The following is a 20,260-nucleotide window of genomic DNA, read 5'->3' on the forward strand; positions in this document are numbered from 1 at the left end:
AAAGGTGACTCGGTTTGAACCAGTTGCCTAATACCACCAAGGCTCTTCTCCCTCACGCCAATGAGGAGGGTCAATTGGTGAAATTTGGTTTATTTATGGAGTGTTGGTTGATGGCCACTGATGCTGATCTAGAAAAAGTTCGCCGCCAGTTTGACTATGGTCCGTATCCACGCATTGCCCTTGACAAGTCGCCTAAGGATAACCCCAATGTTCTGTTTGTTCATGATCTGGTCACCGCCTTTTATCTGAGGGATCGTCGTGTCCCCGAGACCCGTGGCAAACGCATTCTTGATGCGGGGTGTGGGACAGGCTATAAGTCCTTGGTGCTGGCGATCGCCAATCCGGGGGCAGAAATTGTCGGCATTGATTTGTCGGCGGAATCCGTCAAATTGGCGGCGGAGCGCTTGAAGTTTCACAACATTGAGAATGTCTTCTTTGAAACCCGCTCCATTTTAGAGTTACCCACCTGGGCAGAGCAATTTGATTACATTAACTGCGATGAGGTGCTGTACCTATTGCCCGATGCCGTAGAGGGGTTACAGGCGCTTAAAAGTGTCCTAAAGCCAGAGGGCATTCTGCGCACTAATTTGCACAGTGCGTTCCAACGGTTTCCCTTTTATCGCGCTCAAGGCCTCTTTCGTTTGATGGGATTGATGGATGGCAACCCCGAAGACCTAGAAATGGAAATCGTGCGGGAGGTGATGCAGGAACTCAAAGATGGCGTGGACTTAAAAGCACGGGCATGGAACCCCCGTTACAACGATGTCAACGATGCCAGCAATGAAACCCTGTTGGCCAATCATCTTCTCGTTGGGGATAAGGGCAGCACGATCCCTGAGATGTTTGCCTATCTGGCGGCGGCTGATCTGGAGTTCATTTCGATGGTTAACTGGCGCCATTGGAACCTGTTGGATCTGTTTAGGGATCCTGAGAATTTACCGACCTTTTTGGCCTTGAGCTTGCCAGATGTGCCCTTACAGGTACAGCTAGAGATGTACGAACTGATTCATCCAGTGCATCGCCTTTTAGATTTTTGGTGTGGGCATGGTGGCACTAAGGCTGAGGTTGCGCCCCTTGAAGAGTGGTCAGAAACGCAATGGCAGCAGGCCACTATCCACCTCCACCCACAGTTGCGAACTGCCGAGATCAAGGAGAAATGGCTCAACTACTTAAACGATCGCCGGATTGTGGATTTAGGCACCTTCATGAGTGCTGCTAGCCCTAGCTCGGTGTACATCGATCCTCTTGGGTTGGCCACTCTCCTACCCTTGTTTGAGGGATCACTACCCTTTCCAGCACTATGCGATCGCTACCGGCAACTCTCGCCCCGTGATCCTGTCACCCTTGAACCCCTTGCAGCTGCCACCGCGCAACAGCAATTACAGGCACTGCTGACCCGCTTAGAAACGGGCTTATTTGTTCTGGTGAGCCCTGCTTAGGGCTGGGGGCGAATGAGAACGATGGGGGTTTGCTCATCGGCATTACCGGCCGGGTTTTTGCGCAGGGCAGCGGTCAATAGCTGTGGCGATACGCCCGCACTTGCCGCCAGCACTTTGACCGCACCGAGATCGTTGACATCGACAATGGCCACCCCAAGACCTGCTTTGGCCGCGAGGTCATCCACTACCGCCTGGGGGTTGGCAGGCCCCATGACAATAAATTGATCGTAGGGGGGTAGGGTGCCGGTGACATCATCAATGAGTCGCGCTTGCTCTCCGGCCAACTGGTAAAATCCACCCCGATAGCCAAATAGTTTGGCGATCGCCCCGCCTAAGAAGGCCAGCAGCACCCGTAGCTCGCCTACCTCCTCAACAAGGGCTTGCATCCCACAGGCCGTGGCAAGGCTAGAGGTCGGCAAAAAGAACTGACACACCCGCGTAGCCACCCAGCCCGGTGTTAACTGCGCCGGGTCCTTGAGGCGACCTTGGATGATGGCGATCGGTGTTTCGCCAATGGCCACAATATCTCCCGCTTGGGCGTGGGGGAGCACGTAGCGATTGACAACCTCCAGCGGCACATCTAGGGGCGTGAGTAAGTGGGTGCGAATGGGCAGCACTTGACAGCCTTCCGCCGGTCGCCACACACCGCTTTCCCCCTTGGCTGGAAATTTCAGGGGGATAAATTCATGGTGAGTCTTGGCAAAGCGACCATGGGGACCATAGGCAACGTAATGCACCTTAACCCAAGCTGCCTGCACGTCTGCCACATTCACCCCCCGCAGATCCACCCGCAGTTCAACACTGGTTTGCTTTGTGGATTTCACAATATAGGCAAACCAATAGCCATCGGCGCGGGGGGCAAATTCGGGTTCTGGGTGCCGGGGGGTAACGTACACCTCTGTTTGAATGGTGTCCACGGCGCTGTCGGCCAAGAGAACCACTTCAGCCGTGAGATTCGGCACCATGACCTCTAGCCCACGGTGCGGATTGCTCAGCCCCAACTGGCCGACAAAGCGATAGTGCTGCGGCTCGTAAATTTCAAGGTTCCACACGGCAGGAATAATCTCTAAGGGATGGGCTGGCCGCTTACGATAGCGCCATTCCAACCCTAGAGCCACTAGTGCTGCCAGTACCCCAACTCCGGCTGCGCCAAGGGCAATCAGTTGAGCGACCATACCGTCTCCTATTACACCTATTACACCGTTGTCTGCGTATTCGTTACATTACAGTTAATTACGCACGTTTGGAGGTCAATCATTTTGGAATGGCAAGAGGTGCGTGGCAACTGGCTGTTGGTGCCGCGTCGTCCCGTGGGCTGGATTCATTTTCTTGGGGGTGCCTTTGTGGCGGCAGCCCCCCAGTTGACCTATCGGCGCTTGCTGGAGCACTTAGCCACCATTGGCTATGGCATTATCGCTACCCCTTTTGTCAACACTTTTGATCACGCGGCGATCGCCCTTGAGGTGCTCAACAAACTTGACTATGCCCTTGACTGGCTGGAGTACCGCCAAGGCCACCCCCCCGGGTTGCCGATCTACGGGTTGGGACACAGTATGGGCTGTAAGCTCCACCTGCTCGTTAATAGCCTCTACGATGGCGATCGTGCCGGTAATATATTTATGGCCTTCAATAACTACGCCGCCAGTCAATCCATTCCTTGGGTGGAGAACCTTGCGCCGGTTGGCGTTGAATTCAGCCCCAGCCCCAAAGAAACAGAACACCTGATCCAAGAGCGCTACCCCGTCCGCCGCAACCTCCTCATTCGCTTTCAAGAGGATGACATTGACCAAACAGCCCGCCTGCGTAGCCTCTTAAAAGCCAAATTTGCCGATCTGGTCACTGCCTTAAGCCTACCGGGCAATCACCTGACCCCCCTCAGCCAAGGACTCAACTGGCAAGTGGGGGCAGAATTTTCCCCTCTAGATGCGATTGGGCAATGGCTGCGGCAAAGCCTTTTTCCCGAAATGCAGGTTTTAGAGGCGTGCCTAGATGATTGGCTGAACCCAAGCCGCACCCTCAGCCGCCGTCTGCCGTGACGTGGCACAATCCTATAAGACCCCCTCAACATTACTCGTGAAGGATTGTGCCTGTGACTGCTGCTTCTACTGATGCGTTAAGTACCGCTGCCCGCCCCGATCATCGTGGCCGCTTTGGTCGCTTTGGTGGTCAGTACGTCCCCGAAACCCTCATGCCGGCCTTGGCAGAGCTAGAAGCGGCCTTTAATCACTATCGTCAAGACCCCAGCTTTCAGCAGGAACTACAGCAGCTCCTCCACGATTATGTGGGTCGCCCTAGCCCCCTATACTTTGCTGAGCGCCTCAGTGCCCACTACGCCAATTCCTACGTTCAACCCCAAATTTACTTAAAACGCGAAGACTTAAACCACACCGGTGCCCACAAAATCAACAATGCCTTGGGACAGGTACTCCTTGCTCAGCGCATGGGCAAGCGGCGCATTATTGCCGAAACCGGTGCCGGACAGCACGGTGTGGCCACGGCGACTGTCTGCGCTCGTTTTGGCCTACAGTGCGTGATCTATATGGGCGTACAGGATATGGAGCGCCAGCGGCTGAATGTTTTACGGATGCGGCTGCTGGGTGCAGAGGTTGCGCCGGTGAGTGCCGGAACGGGCACCCTCAAGGATGCTACCTCTGAAGCAATTCGCGACTGGGTGACCAATGTGGAAACCACCCACTATATCCTTGGCTCTGTGGCCGGCCCCCATCCCTACCCCATGCTAGTGCGGGAGTTCCATGCCATTATTGGGGTGGAAACACGGCAGCAGTGTCAGCAAAAGTGGGGTGGCCTACCGGATATTCTGCTGGCCTGTGTTGGCGGTGGCTCGAATGCCATGGGACTGTTCCACGAGTTTGTCCCCGATACCCAGATTCGCCTCATTGGTGTTGAAGCCGCTGGCGAAGGGATCGATAGCTCTCACCATGCCGCCACCCTCACCAAGGGACAGGTCGGCGTGCTGCACGGTGCCATGAGTTACCTGCTCCAAGATCAAGATGGCCAAGTGGTCGAGGCTCACTCTATCAGCGCAGGCTTAGATTATCCGGGGGTGGGGCCAGAGCACAGCTACTTAAAAGACATTGGCCGGGCGGAATACTATAGCGTGACCGATGCCGAGGCGATCGCCGCCTGTGTGCGCTTAGCGGAACTCGAAGGCATTTTGCCTGCCCTAGAAACCGCCCATGCCCTTGCCTACCTTGAAACCCTGTGCCCGCAACTCACAGGCCAACCACGGATTGTCCTCAATTGCTCGGGGCGTGGAGACAAGGATGTGGAAACCATTGGTCGTTACTTCGAGGCTCAGCAAGCCTAATTTGATCTGATGATGCATCTGATGATCTGAATCAACACTCTTGTCCATAGCAGGGTAAGCACCAATGGATGTCAGCAACCCCATTTTTGTCTTTACGGTTCTGCTGGCGGTGATTCTGCTGATTCCTCCAGTCTTTGAACGGCTGCACCTTCCGGGTCTAGTGGGATTGCTGTTGGCCGGGGTGATTCTTGGCCCCAATGGCCTGCGGTTTCTCTCACACGATACCGAGACAATGAAGCTGCTGTCAGACATTGGCAAAGTCTATCTGATGTTTGTCGCTGGTTTAGAAATTGATCTCATTCAGTTTCGCAAAACCCGCCAACGCTCGATGACCTTTGGCCTTCTCACGTTTATTGTGCCAATTTTAACTGGTATCACCATTGGCCGTTGGTTTAATTTTGGCTGGAATGCATCACTGCTCATTGGCTCTTTGCTGGCCTCCCATACCCTTTTGGCCTACCCCATTGTGCGGCGGCTGGGGGTGGTGCAAAACGAAGCAGTGACGGTGACCATTGGTGCCACCATTTTTACGGATACAGCTGCACTGGTCGTCTTGGCTATCTGCGTGGGGATTAACCAGGGGGAGTTTACCGCCCTAACGCTGGTGAATCAACTCATCACCCTAGGGCTGTACTGTGTCTTAGTGCTGTGGGGGTTTGACCGCGCTGGGAAGGAATTTTTCCGGCGATCGCGCGACGATCAAGGGAATCAATTTTTGTTTACCCTTTTGGCGCTCTTTGTGGCATCGGTGGGTGCGCAAGTCATTGGTGTTGAGCAGATTGTCGGTGCGTTCTTGGCAGGGTTGGCCGTCAATGACGTTTTAGGCGACAGCCCCGTCAAAGAAAAGGTGGAGTTTGTGGGCGGGGTGTTGTTTATCCCCTTCTTTTTCGTCGATATGGGGTTACTGATTGACATCCCGGCCTTTGTAAAGACGTTGGCATCCATTGGGATTACGGTGGCCATTGTGGTTGGCCTCATTGGCAGCAAGTTTATTGCCGCATGGCTCGCTGCGCTATGGTACCGCTACACACGGGTAGAGATGCTGACGATGTGGTCTCTTTCGCTGCCGCAGGTGGCAGCCACCCTAGCCGCCACCCTAGTGGGGTTTCAAGAAGGGATTCTCACCAAAGACATCCTGAACAGTGTCTTGGTGCTGATGGTGGTGACCTCAATTCTGGGCCCCATTATTACCGCCCGCACCGCCAATCGCATTCCCATTCCACAGCCGGAACAGGAGGCCATTGATGAAGTGGCGGCATGGTGGGATAGCTCCCATGGGGACACTGAGGATCCGCAGCCGCCGTTTACGGTGGTTGTGCCGGTCAACAATCCCCAAACTCAGCGATCGCTCATTGAACTAGCGGCATTGCTAGCCCGCTATGAGTCAGGGCGAGTCGTCTCGGTAGCGATTGTACGTGGTCAAGTCCACATGGACGATCCCCGACTCGAGGGTGAGTTGATCCGCAGTCGTAAGTTAATCCGTCGTGCGGTTGAGCTAGCGGATGCCTACGGAGTGGAAGTAACTCCGGCCATTCGCATTGATGATGATGTTGCCTTGGGCATTACCCGCCTCAGTCGTGAACAAAATGCCAGCCTTATTGTTATGGGCTGGTCAGAAACCAGCAGTCTCAAGGCACGGTTGTTTGGCAGCATGATTGATAGCGTCCTCTGGTCAAGCCCTTGCCCTGTAGCCATTACTCGCCTGTTGGATGCACCAGAAAACATTGCTACCATCCTAGTACCCACGCGGGATTTAACCCCCACGACCCTGCGGATTGTTCGTTTTGCCCAAGCCTTGGCGGGAGTGAGTAATGCCAAAGTGATTCTGTTGCATGTGGTGCTGCCCAACACTCCCCAAGAGCAAACCTCTCAGTTTGAAGACGATTTAGGGAGCATCACTCAAGAGCAAGCCCCACAGATCACGACTATTATTAAGACTCTGGTTAGCAACGATATTGCCGCTGCAATTTTGCAAGAGGCACAACAGTGTGACCTAGTGCTAATGCGCTCTATTCGTCGCGGTACTGCTGGGGGGTTAACCGTAAGTGATATTACAACTCAAGTAGTTCAACAATTGCACACATCAGTGATTTTATTTGGTGAGCCTCATAAATGAACCGTTGCTGCCGTCAAAACTGGTTGTCTAATCGATTCAACTCCCCTCTCCCGTTCTAGGAGAGGGGCTGGGGCTGAGGGCGGATGCGATCGTTTAAGGGTAAGGTGGATATGATTGATATTGACCCAACCTTTGATGTGGGCGCAGATTTTTCGATGCGTGTGGCGATCGGGGAATGGGTTTATGACCGATGATTTCTCATCCCATTCTGAAACCCTCTTTGAAATCGTCACCCCTCTTGGCTTTTCAGTGCGTACAATTGCTGAGTATTGGCAGTTCATCGTTACAATTAACCATCCAATCCTGTTCAACCGCTTAACCGATGTCCAAAATACATTAAGCCACCCAGATGAAATTCGTCTCAGCAAAACGGACGCTCAGGTTTACTTGTTTTATCGTGATGATGGCAAAAGGCGGTGGGTTTGCGCCGTGGCAAGACGTTTGAATGGCGAAGGGTTTCTGATCACAGCTTATCGAACCAGCGCAATTAAAGAAGGAGATTCAGTATGGCAGAAGTAAAGGTGTTTTACGATCGCACGGGCAATACGCTGGTGGTCTGGTTTGGTAATCCTCAAGATGAGCTTGAAGCTGAAGAAACGGGCAACAAAGTGATTTTGATGAAAGATCAGCAATGAAAAGGGATTGGCTTTGAAAAACTTAACTTTTTGCCGCCTTCGGATAGCCCCGTCCGTATCGCCTTTGAAACAGTAGCTCTTTAAGCTCGTAGTGTTCACCATAATGAATATTAGCAACGACTAAAGTCGTTACTACGAACTTTTTACCTTGTACCTTTTACCTTTTACCTTTTGCCTTAATCATGACCCAGCAACCCACCTACGGCCCCCACAACCCCCACCCCCTCTCCCAAATGCGGACGGAACTGGTCTGGGAGGGCAAGTATGACGAATATGGCAACCGGCGAGAGGTGGATATTGCTGGGTGTGCCATGCCGATGCAGAAGATTGAAAGCATTGATGAACCGCGACGGGCAGCGGCGGCAGAGGGGCAGTTGGAACTGTTTGAACAGCAGAATCCCCGTGTGGATGACTTTCGCAATCGGCTGATCTGGGGCGATAACAAGCTGGTGATGGCTTCCCTGTTGCAGGAGTTTAAGGGCAAGATTGACCTGATTTATATTGACCCGCCGTTTGATGTGGGCGCGGATTTTTCGATGAGTGTGGCGATCGGGGATGAGGATTCCATTCAAAAAGACCAATCCACGCTTGAAATGGTTGCTTATCGGGATATTTGGGGAAAAGGAATCGACTCCTATCTGCACATGATGTACGAGCGCCTAGCTCTAATGCGCGATCTGTTAAGTGATAATGGAAGCATCTTTGTTCATATTGACTATCGGGTTAGTGGAACATTGCGTCTTATTTTAGACGAAGTGTTTGGATCAGATCAAATGGTTTCCGAAGTCATTTGGTACTACACCAATAAATATGGTGCTAACTCTGCCGCATTCGATGTATTTCATAACAATATCTTCTTTTATTCAAAAAGCAATACATTTATTTATAATCCGATCTCAATCCCAGTAAAAAAGGCGCGGAAGCAGCCATATCGAAAATGGAATAAAGAGCTAGGAAAAAATGAGTGGCAAAGAGACGAAGCCGGAAATTATATATACGTTGAAAGTACTGAAAAAGAACTCGGTGATGTTTGGGAAATCCCCGTCATTAATCCAATGGCAGACGAACGCATTGGATATGCTACTCAAAAGCCGGAGAAACTTTTAGAGTGGATTATCCAGTCAACTTCAAATGAAGGCGATCTGGTGGCGGATTTCTTTTGTGTCCGGAAGGGTACGCGGGTGTGGCGAGTTAGCCCCCCTGACCCTCGGCTCGCGGGGGGAAATGGTGAATCGTTCCTAGATCAATCCCAGTTTCCGCCTCCTAACTCTCGGCTCGCGGGGGGACAATGACAATGACTCTGGCTCCAACTCCCTCCTCGCCTGCGGGGAGGGCTGGGGAGGGGCTAACCTCGCTCTCGTTCCCATCGAGACCATCCAGCCTGGAGACCTCGTCCTCGCCCACGACGGCAAAGCTCATCGTGTTCTTCGCACCATTCATCGCCCCTATCAAGGCCAGATGATTGGCTTACAGCATTCCCGTTCAGACACAACCCTTTGGCTCACCGCCGATCACAAAGTTCTGGCTAAAACAGCCCCCCGAACCCTTGGTGGTAACTCCGACTGGTCAGGCATTCCGCCATACATGCGGGGGCGCAGTCGTGAGTTGCGTCAGAATATGTCCCCGCCAGAACGCAAACTGTGGAGTGCCCTACGGAACAAGCAGCTAGGGATTTCCTTTCGCCGTCAACACCCGATCGGACGCTACATTGCCGATTTTTACGCCCGTGAAGCACACCTCATCGTCGAAGTGGATGGAGCTTCTTTTCACAGCAGTCCAAAAGCGATCGCCCATGACGCTAACCGGGATGCCTACTTGCGATCGTTGGGGTTGCGGACTGTGCATATTCCTGCCAAGGACGTCATAACCAACCTGGAAGGTGTCACAGCCTGGATTCAAGCGATTAGTGCGGAACAATTTAGTCCCCAAGGGGCTGAGTGGATTGCGGCAAGCGATCTCAAAGCCGGTGATATCGTCTTTTGGGGTTCCACCCTAGAGGGCGTGCCTTTGACTAAGGTAGCAACAGTCTCCAGCAAAGAAGACGTTTATGATCTAGAAGTAGAATCAGTCCACTCCTATCTCACAGAGGTTTGTGCCATTCATAATTGTGGCAGTGGCACCACTGGGGCAGTAGCCGAGCGGTTGGGTCGCCGGTGGATTATGTGCGACTTGGGGCGCTTTGCCATCCACACCTCCCGCAAGCGGCTGATTGAGCTACAGCGCAAACTGTACCGTGAAGGCAAACCCTATCGCGCTTTTGATGTTTATAACCTAGGGCGCTACGAGCGGCAGTGGTGGCAAAAGGATCGCTTGCAGGGGGCGGATGAGGAACATCGCCGGGTGATTCTGGAGTTCTTCAAAGCCGAAATTCTTACCAACCCACCCTCCCCCCTACTGCATGGGCGCAAAGCCGGGGCATTTTGCCATGTGGACGGTATCGACTCCATCTTTACCCGCGACGAAGCCAAACAGGTCGCCCAAGCGGTTGCGGCGGCGGGCGGGCGGGAGTGCTATTGCCTCGCCTGGGAGTTTGAGATGGATCTGCATCTGACGGTGAATGCCCTGGTACAGGAGTTGGGCGTAAAGCTGAAGCTGGTGCAAATCCCCCGCGAAATCATGGAGAAAAACCGCAAGGCACCGCCGCCATTTTTGGAAGTCGCTCTCCTTGCCGCCGAACCCGTTTATCGTTCTTCCCCCCTCTCCCCCTCTGGGAGAGGGGCCGGGGGTGAGGGACTCCGCACCGTAGACATCAAACTCACCCAGTTCATCCCCTCGCTTGCTGAAGTACCCACCAAAGAACTGGAAGCGATCAGGGAACGAGCTATTAAAAGCGGCTTTGATTTTATTGACTTCTGGGCTGTAGATTTCAACTGGCAGCCCGGCAAACCCTTCAACCACGACTGGCAAGACTATCGGACGCGGAAAGATCGCAGCCTCAAAACCATCAGCGATGCGGGCTACACCTATCCTGCTCCCGGCAAATACACTACCTGCGTCAAAGTTGTCGATACCTTTGGCTGCGATACCTCCATTACCGTAGAGGTGGAGGTGTAGCCCAATGCCTATTCTGCTCGACTATCAGAATCGAGAAATACGTTTGACCGAAGAACGGTTAGCGCATATTCTCGATCACCCTGAAATGGTCGGCATGGATGCTCAAATCATTGACACCCTGAAACAGCCAAAACTGGTACGCCAATCTCGCAGTGATGAAAGCATGGCACTGCTTTATCGGTTCTATACCCAAACGGCAATTGGGGATAAATGGCTTTGTGTGGTGGTGAAGTATCTCCCCGACGATGCCTTTATTGTCACCGCCTATTTCACGGATAAACTTAAAAAAGGAGAAACCCTATGGCAGAGCGAGTAAAAGTTTGGTTTGATCCGGAAGCTGACTTCCTAGAGGTTATTTTCTCGGATGCTCCCGGTTATATGCGGGAAACAGAAAATGATGCCGTGATGGAACGGGTAGATTTGGAGGGTAACCTGCTCGGCTTTTCCATTATGGCAGTGAGTCAACTTGCTAAATCTAAGCCATTGATTGCTGAATTGTTATCAGGAAAAGGAAGTGCAGCTTAGAAGATACAGCATTACTTGAATAAGGGGGTCATTCGTGTCTACGTCAACTGAATTAAAAACAGATAAAAAAATTTGGACCGATGAAGAATTCATGGCACTGCCAAAAGATGGGCATCGCTATGAAATTGTGAATGGGGAATTAGTTGATATGGGAAGTTCAGGGGCACTACATGGCAATCTTGCTATCACGCTAAGTTCTGCTCTTTTTGCTGTTGTCAATGCCCAGAAATTAGGAGCTTTGTTTGATTCCAGCACTGCCTTCAAAATGAAGAGTGGAAATCGGCGATCGCCCGATATTTCCTTCTTTGCCAAAGAACGCCTGCAAGGGATGACCGAACTGCCTACGGGCTTTCTGGATGGTGCGCCGGATCTGGCAGTTGAAGTGCTGTCTCCCGGCAACACCGTAGAGGAAATTCACGACAAGCTGGTGGAATACTTTGAGAATGGCACCCGTCTGGCCTGGATTATTCACCCTAGCGAACACTATGTCTTGGTTTATCGCTCTGCCCAAGAACCCGATCGCCTACTGAAATCCGTCGATTCCCTCGATGGGGAAGAGGTGATTCCCGGATTCACGCTACCTGTCGCCGAACTGTTTCAAAAGCTCTCATTCTAGGTTGGCTTATGTATGCGGTCATCTCCCGTGAAAAAATTCATCTTCCCCCTGGTAGCGTCATGCGCATGCCCGGAACCTGGCAAGACTACTGCACCCTACGTGATAGTCGCGGCGATGGCTCCATCCCCCGCATCAAGTATCGCGACGGAGAAATTTTGCTGATGAGTCCCCTMCCCCGCCACGGACGCGAAGCTAATATTCTGGCTGATGTGGTTAAAATCCTCCTCGATAGCGAAAATCGAAATTACGAAGCCTTTACCCCCATCACAATGGATAGTCCTGAAGTAGGGGGCATTGAACCCGACTACTGCTTCTACATCGATAACTGGCAGGCAGCCGTCGGCAAAGACCGCATCAATTGGCAGACCGATCCGCCCCCGGATCTGGTGATTGAAATTGATGTGACCACCTATACCGCTGCTGAAGATTATGCCCCTTACGGTGTTTCTGAAGTCTGGCTGCTCAAAAAAAGTGGTTTAAAGATGTATGCCCTGCAAGGGGAAACCTATGCACTGCAAACCCGCAGTCGCTATTTTCCAGGGGTGGATCTGCCTGAACTCATTGCTCAAGTCTTCGCTACCGCCGCTGAACAAGGTACAGGCGTTGCGCTCCGCAACTTGCGCCAACAATTAATGCGCTAATGATGAGCTAACCTCTGGGATACCTTGATCACTGCAAATGCAGAGCTTCAGTAGATATGCTACAGCCTAGCCCATGACCTCTTCCACCCTCAATCCCACCGTCCTTGAACCCCTGTTTGCCCCTTGGCAAGAACCCAACGCCCATCGCGTGCGGGTGGAAAAGACCGCTGAAGCGGTCACTACAAACATAGGCACTGCGAGCAATGTTGTGCAGGGACGACGGGCATCCCCGATCGAGGTGGTCAACAACCTACGGGCAGCGGTGCGAGAGTGGCGAGAAGCCTTTTACATCGGCGCCAGTGATACCACGATTCAACTGCTGAATCACTGGTTTAACCGCGCCCACCGCAAAACTACCCCCGATGGAGAAGAATTTGAGTTTCGCTACTACTTCTGCCAGCGAGAAGCCGTCGAGACTCTGATTTATCTCAAAGAAGTCCGGCGGATTGAGTGCCTATCCCAAATCATTGCCGAATTTGGCGGCGCCAATGCCGAATTGCAAGCCCTGGGTATCACCGAAGATGAAGATGCCTGGAGCCGCTATGCCTTCAAACTGGCAACCGGAGCCGGAAAGACAAAGGTGATGAGCCTGTGCATCGTCTGGAGCTATTTCCACGCCCTGCGGGAATCCGATTCAGAAATGGCGCGGCATTTTGTCGTGATTGCCCCTAACCTCACCGTGTACGAACGCCTCAAAGACGACTTTGGCAACGGGCGCGTGTTTGACGAAGACCCCCTGATTCCTCCCGAATGGCGCGGCGACTGGAACCTATCGGTAGTGCTGCAAGACGAAGCCAGCGGTGCCGCTACGGGGGGGACGCTCTACCTCACCAATATCCATCGCCTCTACGACACCGCCAAACGCAAACAGAAAGCTGAGCAAGAGACCTATGATTGGCTGGGGCCAGCCGTCTCTAAGACGAAGGCGCTGGATACGGGGGCAGCCTTGCGCGATCGCATCACCGCCCACCGCCAGGTGATGGTACTCAACGACGAAGCCCACCACGTTTGGGACCCTGGCTCTGCCTGGAACGAAGCCATCCGCACCCTGCATGAAACCATCTTGGCGCGCAGTGGCAATAAACTGGTCGCCCAACTGGATTTTTCCGCTACCCCCAAAGACAACAAAGGGCAACTCTTCAAGCATATTATCTGCGATACGCCCCTGGGGGAAGCCGTCGATGCCGGAATTGTCAAAACCCCGCTGATTGGGCAAGCCAGTCGCAAGTTAGTCGAACAAGCCGACGACAACGCCGCCTACCGCTGGGAACAGCATTTGCTCTTGGGTTACGAACGCTGGAAAGCCAGCCAAGCCGAGTGGCAAGCCAGCGGCAAAAAGCCCCTGCTGTTCATCATGTGCGATGACACCGAAGCTGCCGACCAGATTACTCAACGCCTCAACACCGACCCGCTGTTTGAGCAACTCAATGGCAAAACCATCAACCTGCACACCAACCTCAAGGGCAAGCTGAAGAAAGTGGGACGGGGCAAAGAGGCGCGGTATGAATTTGTCGAAGACGAAAAAGCCATCAGCGACGATGACCTGAAGGCATTGCGAAAACTCAGCCGGGAACTGGATAGCAACGCCAGTCCCTATTTCTGCATTGTCTCGGTGCTGATGCTGCGGGAAGGCTGGGACGTGCGAAACGTGACGACGATCGTGCCCCTGCGTCCCTACAGTTCCAAAGCCAACATTCTGCCAGAACAAACGCTAGGACGAGGCTTGCGCCGTATGACTCCCCCTGGTCAAGCCAATGAACTGGTGACGGTGGTGGAGCATCCCGCCTTCGCCAGCCTCTATCAGCAAGAACTGGCTCAGGAAGGCTTGCCGCTGGAAATTGTGGAAATCGATCGCGTTCCTGCCACGACAATTTCCATCTTCCCTGATGAAGCCCATAAGGATGTGAATGCTCTGAATATCCAGCTTCCCACCCTGTCTGCGGGCTTTCGGATGGTGCCCAGGCTGGAAGGGTTGACGATTCAGGATGTGAAAACAGCGTTTAAGCCCTATAAACCCTTACCCCTCGCCCCCTCATCCCCCCAACCCCCTTCTCCCAGGGCGGGAGAAGGGGGACAAGAGTATGGTTCGGCCCCCCTCTCCCAAGTGGGGAGAGGGGCTGGGGGTGAGGGCAACACAATTGAGTATGAGGGACGGCATCTGTTTACAGGCGAAGTTGTTGAAAAAATGCAGTTGAGTCTGCCTCTGCTGGAGTCAGGCATTGGTGCGGTTTCCTACTACGTCAAACAACTGGAAACCATTTGCAAACTGCGGGGACTCCATCCCATCCTCGCGCCCCTGATCCAGACCTTTCTGGAAGAGATTCTGTTTGAGCAGAAAACCACTCTGTTTGATCCGGCGCTAGTGGCTCGGTTAGCTGATTCTGACGTGGGCGAACACCTGCGGGCGGTGTTTGTGCCCCTGATTCGCAGCCGCACCATCACCACCGAAGAACGGCTGATGGTTGAACCGCCCAAATCCCTGAATACCTGGAAACCCTTTCAAGTCACCCTCAGCGAGCGCCGTCCCGCCCTGGAAGCGGCCAAGACCCTGTTTAACCTCGTCCCCTGCAACCGAGAATTAGAAGTGGCAGTGGCGAAGTTCTGCGATCGCGCTCCCGATGTCGCTGCCTTTGCTAAAAATGCCGGACCTCAATGCTTGCGAATTGATTACCTGGCAAATGGCGATCGCCTTGCCTTCTACACCCCCGATTTCTTTGTCCGCACCCTTGATGGTCACTACTACCTAGTGGAAACCAAAGGGCGCGAAGATCGGGATGTGCCCTTGAAAGCTAAAGCTGCGATCGCCTGGTGCGAAGCTGCTTCGAGTGAAACAACTCAATGGCACTATCTCTACATTCCCCAAGGCGTGTTTGAACGCATGGCAGGCGATACCCTTGCCGAACTTGCCCGCGCCTGTGCTCCCGCTCTGCAAAACTTGCTCCAATCTGAGGAATTTCAAGACTTACCCCTGTTTGTGAACTTGGGGCAATCCGATGAAGAAGTGGCTACGGTGGATAGCCTGATTGATCCAGAGATTCTCAATGCTTTGCCTTCCCGCTATCGCCGTGCTGCCGATCAAGCCGTGATGCTCTATCGCTTCTTTGAAAACAAAGAAGGTATGAATTATGCTCCTGTCTTTACCGCCCTACTTGGTTCCATTGATGAAGTGGCGAAAGGCTTCCTAGTGCGGCGACTGCAACCAGAGATGCCCGTCACCGTAGAGGATCAAAAAGCTTGGTTTGCTCCCTCCCTAGGTGGTGTAGACCGTAAATCAGAGGACTACTACCGCAAGCTCGCCCAAAACCTGAAACGGACGTTGGTATTTAATAATGGGTTGTCACTGATCGGCTTGCTGCGATCGTGCCTAGACTACGCGCTCAACGACACCACAAAAATCGGTGGTGTATTTGAAGCCTTGCAAACTCAGTTACGGTTTCAGGGCGGGCGCAAACTGCTAGAAACCGTCACCCGCATCAATGACTTTCGCAATACCTACATCGCCCATCAGGAACAGGAGTTGACGGATAAAAACCTAGCTAAGCAGGAACTCAAGATCTGGATCGAGGCATTGCACAGGATTGGAAAGTAAACAAAATGGGCTTGCCAAGCAAAATAATAAAAAGCCAAGCAAAATAATAAAAATAGTATAGTAAAGTGTTAGCGTAGCCTCTTTTAAGGAGCTTGGAGCCGACCGCTCTTCAGGGGATAGCAACACGCACAGTTATGGTCAGTACCGCCTCTGCTGAAGCAGCCGGTCTGCGGCCAAGAATTAAAACACCAGCTCCAGAAACCCTTCTAACCACAGCTGTTGAATTCTGCAACAAAACTTAATATTTCTACTGCGGTTAAGCCCCTACTAGGTACCGCTCGCCCCAAAGGTACACGTTCTGTTCCTCTCGTGTCACAATGAGCATATACCTCACAATGGAAGGAATCAATAAATCAATAGAATCAATAATTGTATTAAATTGATTAAACGACAAGCATATGGCTTTGTAAATTTCAACAATTTTCGGGACAGGTTGTTAGCTTGCTTCTCTAGTTAGTAAAAATTATCATCGCACTAACGGGAGAGCCGTGTACCTTGAAATCTAAAGTTTTATGCCTAGATTCAACACTTCTGGTCAAAACCCAACAGTCCGCTTAGAGCTAAGATAGAAATATCAACTGCTGAAGGCTGGTAAGACAAAAGCGGCAACAATGCCGAGGATAATTATCACTTCCAGCCCCTGTAGCAAGCGGTTAGAGGGCGTAAGCTTCAGGCCACGCCACCATGAATGCGGTCGATCCTCGCTACGCATCTGGCGGCTGAACATAGAGCGCAGCAGAGGCAGCCCTCCCACTTTTGCGCCAAGTAGCAGATGACTTCCTAAACTCAAAAAAACACAGCCCCAAGCCACGAGATGGGCGAGGTACCAACCGTGATTTTTTTCGCCCGCTGGTAGCCACTCTTCCTTCATCATTCGCCCCGTCAGCACGGCAAAGGTGAGCACTAGCAGCATTACGGTATTCGCAATCCGGTGCAATGCCACCCAGCTTGCCGGTTGACCGATAGAGTATAGCTGGCGCAGTGATGTTGGTTGAATGAGGCGGCGATCGCCAAGGTGAAAGCTGTAGAGCACAAAGAACGGAAACAGCAGTAATGCCACCAGTGCAATGGTGCCGTGAATCCCCTGAATATCCGAGACTGATGGTAAGGGTAACGTCCCCCAACGACCATCGTAGGTGTTATAGACCCAAAACCCCGACAGCAGCGCTAGAAGGGTCAACAGCGCCATCACTCCATGCAACAGGCGCAAAAGAATTGGCTGGTAAGGCATTGACATGGTGATCCTTAGGGTGCAAAGGCCAACTGAGGTATGCTAGGGCGCGCGTGTTGGGTCGTGGGTAACGAGGGGGCTGGCCTAGAGGGCAATAATTCAGTGCGGAACTGGGGAGCGTCGCCATGGAGAAATTCTGCCATAAAGGCAGTGACATTATTGGTGACTACGTTGACCACAGGATGCAGCCCCAAAAACATACCGCCAAAGGTGACAGCGAGGTTAGGCAAGGTAATTAAGGCAACATTTTGGTAGGTACGCTCTAGGGCATCCCGGGCTAGGGCAATGCCACGACTAAGCGCCGCCCACTCCGGATCGAGCAAGACGACAACTTTGGCATTGGGGGTAAAGGTGGAAGGCGCCCAGCGAATTGGCAGCCACTGATCTAGGGGACAACTACAGGCTTCCCCAAAGCTGAGCCAGCCCACACGGTACTGTTTGCCCTGCAGATAGCACTGTAAATCGCTAAGGCGATCTGAGGTGAGGTCTGTGGCTCCCTCCATGGGGACGGTATGCGCCTCTGGATGCACCACGTAGGTGGCTATGCCGATACGTCGTAGGGTTTGAATCAGGCGTTGACACCCTAAGAGGTCGGGAATGCCTGAGCGACCATCGATAATTAAACAATCCAGTTGGGCAAGATATTCGAGGGTGCCAGCGGTTGGCAGGTAAACCCCTTGCTGCACGGCAAATACTTGGGCAGACAGGAGGACGGTACGCAGTGAGAGTTGGACGCCACTGCCAAAGTCAAATTGCAGGGGGGCGATCGCCGGCCCGTAGGCTCCTGTGGAGAACCACAATGCGGCACTTAATGCCAAGGTGGGTAAAACAGCATGACGGGCAAATTCTCCTTGCTGGTGTGCTAAGGCACTATCATAGACAGGCTCTGTGTGCAGCAAGTCAGTGATCAAGCCAAGGCGAGTTTGCCAACCCGTGCGGGTGGCTTGCACCTGTAGTTGCCCGGTAATCACTTGGCTACCGGCGTTTAGGGAGTCTCCTGGGCGGACAACCATCACTTGGCGCGAGGGGGCAAAGTGAGCAGGCTCAATTTCTGCGATGCCAACCAAAACCTTACCATCGGCAGGCACTAACTCTCCGGGTTGTAGCCAGAAAATATCCCCAGCTTGCAGTTGTTGGCTTTCAATCGTTAGGGGAACCTGCCCTCGCTCAACCGTAAGGTGCTGATAGTGCTCCATTAAGACACTGGGATAGGCGTGTAATTGCTGTCGTCGGTGGCGATCGCGCACATCTGCCCTCACCCCAACCATCGCAGTTTTTAAGGCGGGTGCTAAAAACTGACCGTTGGCAGTGTGCAGCCCAATCCACAGGCTATCGAGTAAATCGACATTGGGAGGATGCCCTTGGCTGACCTGATGCCCCACGCGCTGAAACCATGGCCACGCACTGGCAAGCACCGCTGCCCCCACGACGACAAAGGGAAGCTCGAACGGCACACTCAACAGTGATACGCCCAAGGCAACAAGGGGTAACCCTAAGCGCTCCCAATCGGTTTCAAGGCGGGCATCGGCCTCCACTTGCGCCTCGTAATCTTCGAGGGCGATCGCATCCGCAGGTGCCGCCGTGGGCGGACATGGCTGGGGAGTGGCAACCGTTGCTTGGCTAAAGCAGCGACTAAGGGCATCGTGGATGGTGTTGGCAGCGAGTAAATGGGGCTGATACTCAACAACCACTGTGGCGGCTTGGCGGTTTAAGCGCACCCGCTCCACAATGGCCAAAGACTCTAGCAACTGCACCACTAGTTCAGCATAGTTGGCATCCCAGCGTAGTCGCGGCACCCGAAACCGTACCCGTCCTACGGTTGCATGGACAATCTGCTGCTCCATTGCACACTGCCTTATACTGGCCACTTCTTCTCAGCTTATAACGTTTGTTTTGGGATCAAAATACAAGCCCTGTTTTACCGCCATCTGAGCGCAAGCTACAGGGTTGCATGTCTGCTTGCAACGTACCTATTCAGCAAGGCGCTTATGCCAGCGATCGCCTAGGCTGTCAATGACCGCAACCATCTGCTCGTTGTGCCAATCCGCCAAAAGATGAGCCGCAATACAGCAGCCACCCGCCCCGACTCCTTCCTTTACAAACCCTGCTTCATAGGCTCGAAAGGCTGCATGACGGGAGGTCGTGAAATTCAGTTGGCTATAGAGGAGCGGACACTCAACCCGCGCAGCTAAGGTGCTGATGTGAGCCGTGGTGTCCTCTACAATCCAGCGAGTGGTACCCACAACAATTTGATCAGGCCGCCAAGGTAACTGCTGCCACCGGGCGATCGCCTGCGCCAAGGCATACACCGCAATCATTTGTGACCCCCCGGCCAAAAGAACAGCGCAGGTTTGACTAGCTCGTAAAACCATGGCGGCAACAACCACTTGCATCGGATCACCAATGGCCGCCACACAGGCCAAAGGGTCTGGATTGGGGGGTAACTGGCTCAGCCCCTGCTGGACAATCTGCCACTTTTGCCCATGGTTACTCTGGCGATGGCTACTGCCCACACAGTACTGTGCCGTAACTCCCAAGCTTTCGCACAGTGCCAAAGCAGTGGTTGTGCCCGCAACAACGCATTCGCCAATCACCAGCCAAGGGTGGGCTTGGCTCAACCGTTCGCCCCACTGCCATCCTTGGTGCCACAAATGCTCAACCATCACGCGGCTCATGGCGTGCCCTGTACTCACACACCGCGCGGGCACTCCCCCTAGGTCAATCATTGGCACCAACCCCGGTGCTGGCAGGCCAGCATTGAAAACGTAGAGGGGTAGATCGAGGCGTTCGATGAGGGCACGGCTAATAAGGGCGGGGGAGGCTCCCTCAATCAGGGGGGGAAGGGGGTACTGGTAGCGGGGTTGAACCCCCCTGAGTAAAAATTCGCCATCGGCTAGGGCAGTATAGCGGCGATCGGTGGCGGTTTTGCCTGCCGCTGAAATTCCGGGAATTAAGGCGGTTTCCGTAAAGCCTAGGACACAAATGATCGCTGGTTGTTGACTTTGGGGGCGATCGCCCTTGTGAGTGCACCGCAGGCGATCGCACCACCGCAGAGCAATGTCTTGTCCCCACGCCACGCCAATCAT

General features: G+C 53.2%; 18 protein-coding genes. 14 read left to right on the top strand and 4 right to left on the bottom strand.

What is annotated here, in order from left to right; all coding sequences use genetic code 11:
- Positions 1 to 110: 110 nt before the first annotated feature.
- Positions 111 to 1,439 (top strand): class I SAM-dependent methyltransferase, encoded by a 1,329-nt coding sequence (locus L5220_RS08275; protein WP_499572907.1) that lies wholly within the window; start codon positions 111 to 113, stop codon positions 1,437 to 1,439.
- On the opposite strand, the gene L5220_RS08280 is transcribed toward L5220_RS08275, so the two are convergent.
- Positions 1,436 to 2,614, bottom strand: a complete 1,179-nt coding sequence (locus tag L5220_RS08280) for a F420-0:Gamma-glutamyl ligase (RefSeq protein ID WP_499572909.1) — start codon at positions 2,612 to 2,614, stop codon at positions 1,436 to 1,438. The genes L5220_RS08275 and L5220_RS08280 overlap by 4 nt on opposite strands.
- 84 nt (positions 2,615 to 2,698) lie before the next feature.
- On the opposite strand from L5220_RS08280, the gene L5220_RS08285 reads away from it, so the two are divergent.
- The 13 genes from L5220_RS08285 (at position 2,699) to L5220_RS08345 (ending at position 16,400) form a co-directional block, all read left to right on the top strand.
- Positions 2,699 to 3,475 carry a DUF1350 family protein gene (locus L5220_RS08285; RefSeq protein WP_499572911.1) on the top strand — a complete coding sequence of 259 codons (777 nt, stop codon included), beginning with the start codon at positions 2,699 to 2,701 and terminating at the stop codon, positions 3,473 to 3,475.
- A 53-nt stretch (positions 3,476 to 3,528) separates the two neighbouring features.
- On the top strand, positions 3,529 to 4,767 hold the full coding sequence (gene trpB / locus L5220_RS08290; RefSeq protein ID WP_499572913.1) for a tryptophan synthase subunit beta: 1,239 nt from the start codon (positions 3,529 to 3,531) through the stop codon (positions 4,765 to 4,767).
- Between the two features lie 64 nt (positions 4,768 to 4,831).
- On the top strand, positions 4,832 to 6,883 hold the full coding sequence (locus tag L5220_RS08295; RefSeq protein ID WP_499572915.1) for a cation:proton antiporter domain-containing protein: 2,052 nt from the start codon (positions 4,832 to 4,834) through the stop codon (positions 6,881 to 6,883).
- A gap of 183 nt (positions 6,884 to 7,066) precedes the next feature.
- Positions 7,067 to 7,402 (top strand): hypothetical protein, encoded by a 336-nt coding sequence (locus L5220_RS08300; protein ID WP_499572917.1) that lies wholly within the window; start codon positions 7,067 to 7,069, stop codon positions 7,400 to 7,402.
- Positions 7,390 to 7,518 (top strand): hypothetical protein, encoded by a 129-nt coding sequence (locus L5220_RS08305; RefSeq protein ID WP_499572919.1) that lies wholly within the window; start codon positions 7,390 to 7,392, stop codon positions 7,516 to 7,518. The genes L5220_RS08300 and L5220_RS08305 overlap by 13 nt, the downstream gene beginning before the upstream one ends.
- A 182-nt stretch (positions 7,519 to 7,700) precedes the next feature.
- The gene (locus L5220_RS08310) at positions 7,701 to 8,810 is read left to right on the top strand and encodes a DNA methyltransferase (protein ID WP_499572922.1); all 1,110 of its coding nucleotides are present in this window, start codon (positions 7,701 to 7,703) and stop codon (positions 8,808 to 8,810) included.
- Positions 8,811 to 8,976: 166 nt separating this feature from the next.
- A complete protein-coding gene (locus L5220_RS08315; protein ID WP_499572924.1) occupies positions 8,977 to 10,572 on the top strand; it encodes a DUF559 domain-containing protein in 1,596 nt (531 codons plus the stop codon).
- A gap of 4 nt (positions 10,573 to 10,576) precedes the next feature.
- Positions 10,577 to 10,888, top strand: a complete 312-nt coding sequence (locus tag L5220_RS08320) for a hypothetical protein (RefSeq protein ID WP_499572926.1) — start codon at positions 10,577 to 10,579, stop codon at positions 10,886 to 10,888.
- Positions 10,873 to 11,097, top strand: coding sequence for a DUF2283 domain-containing protein (locus L5220_RS08325; protein ID WP_247215636.1), 225 nt, complete (start codon positions 10,873 to 10,875; stop codon positions 11,095 to 11,097). Before L5220_RS08320 ends, L5220_RS08325 begins: the two co-directional genes overlap by 16 nt.
- Before the next feature lie 34 nt (positions 11,098 to 11,131).
- Positions 11,132 to 11,713 carry a Uma2 family endonuclease gene (locus L5220_RS08330; protein ID WP_499572928.1) on the top strand — a complete coding sequence of 194 codons (582 nt, stop codon included), beginning with the start codon at positions 11,132 to 11,134 and terminating at the stop codon, positions 11,711 to 11,713.
- A 65-nt stretch (positions 11,714 to 11,778) separates the two neighbouring features.
- On the top strand, positions 11,779 to 12,354 hold the full coding sequence (locus L5220_RS08335) for a Uma2 family endonuclease (RefSeq protein ID WP_499572930.1): 576 nt from the start codon (positions 11,779 to 11,781) through the stop codon (positions 12,352 to 12,354).
- 73 nt (positions 12,355 to 12,427) lie between these two features.
- The gene (locus L5220_RS08340) at positions 12,428 to 15,943 is read left to right on the top strand and encodes a DEAD/DEAH box helicase (protein WP_499572932.1); all 3,516 of its coding nucleotides are present in this window, start codon (positions 12,428 to 12,430) and stop codon (positions 15,941 to 15,943) included.
- A gap of 361 nt (positions 15,944 to 16,304) precedes the next feature.
- Positions 16,305 to 16,400, top strand: a complete 96-nt coding sequence (locus tag L5220_RS08345; RefSeq protein WP_499572968.1) for a transposase — start codon at positions 16,305 to 16,307, stop codon at positions 16,398 to 16,400.
- Positions 16,401 to 16,517: 117 nt separating this feature from the next.
- Here the strand turns inward: L5220_RS08345 and L5220_RS08350 are convergent, their stop codons facing one another.
- The 3 genes from L5220_RS08350 to cobT form a co-directional block, all read right to left on the bottom strand.
- Positions 16,518 to 17,180 carry a cytochrome b/b6 domain-containing protein gene (locus tag L5220_RS08350; protein WP_499572934.1) on the bottom strand — a complete coding sequence of 221 codons (663 nt, stop codon included), beginning with the start codon at positions 17,178 to 17,180 and terminating at the stop codon, positions 16,518 to 16,520.
- Between the two features lie 8 nt (positions 17,181 to 17,188).
- The gene (locus L5220_RS08355; protein ID WP_499572936.1) at positions 17,189 to 19,018 is read right to left on the bottom strand and encodes a P-type ATPase actuator domain-containing protein; all 1,830 of its coding nucleotides are present in this window, start codon (positions 19,016 to 19,018) and stop codon (positions 17,189 to 17,191) included.
- A 126-nt stretch (positions 19,019 to 19,144) separates the two neighbouring features.
- Entirely contained in the window at positions 19,145 to 20,260 is a 1,116-nt protein-coding gene (cobT, locus tag L5220_RS08360; protein WP_499572938.1) for a nicotinate mononucleotide-dependent phosphoribosyltransferase CobT, read from the bottom strand.

The sequence above is a fragment of the Synechococcus sp. PCC 6716 genome (assembly GCF_022570815.1).
Lineage (GTDB): Bacteria > Cyanobacteriota > Cyanobacteriia > Thermosynechococcales > Thermosynechococcaceae > Thermosynechococcus > Thermosynechococcus lividus.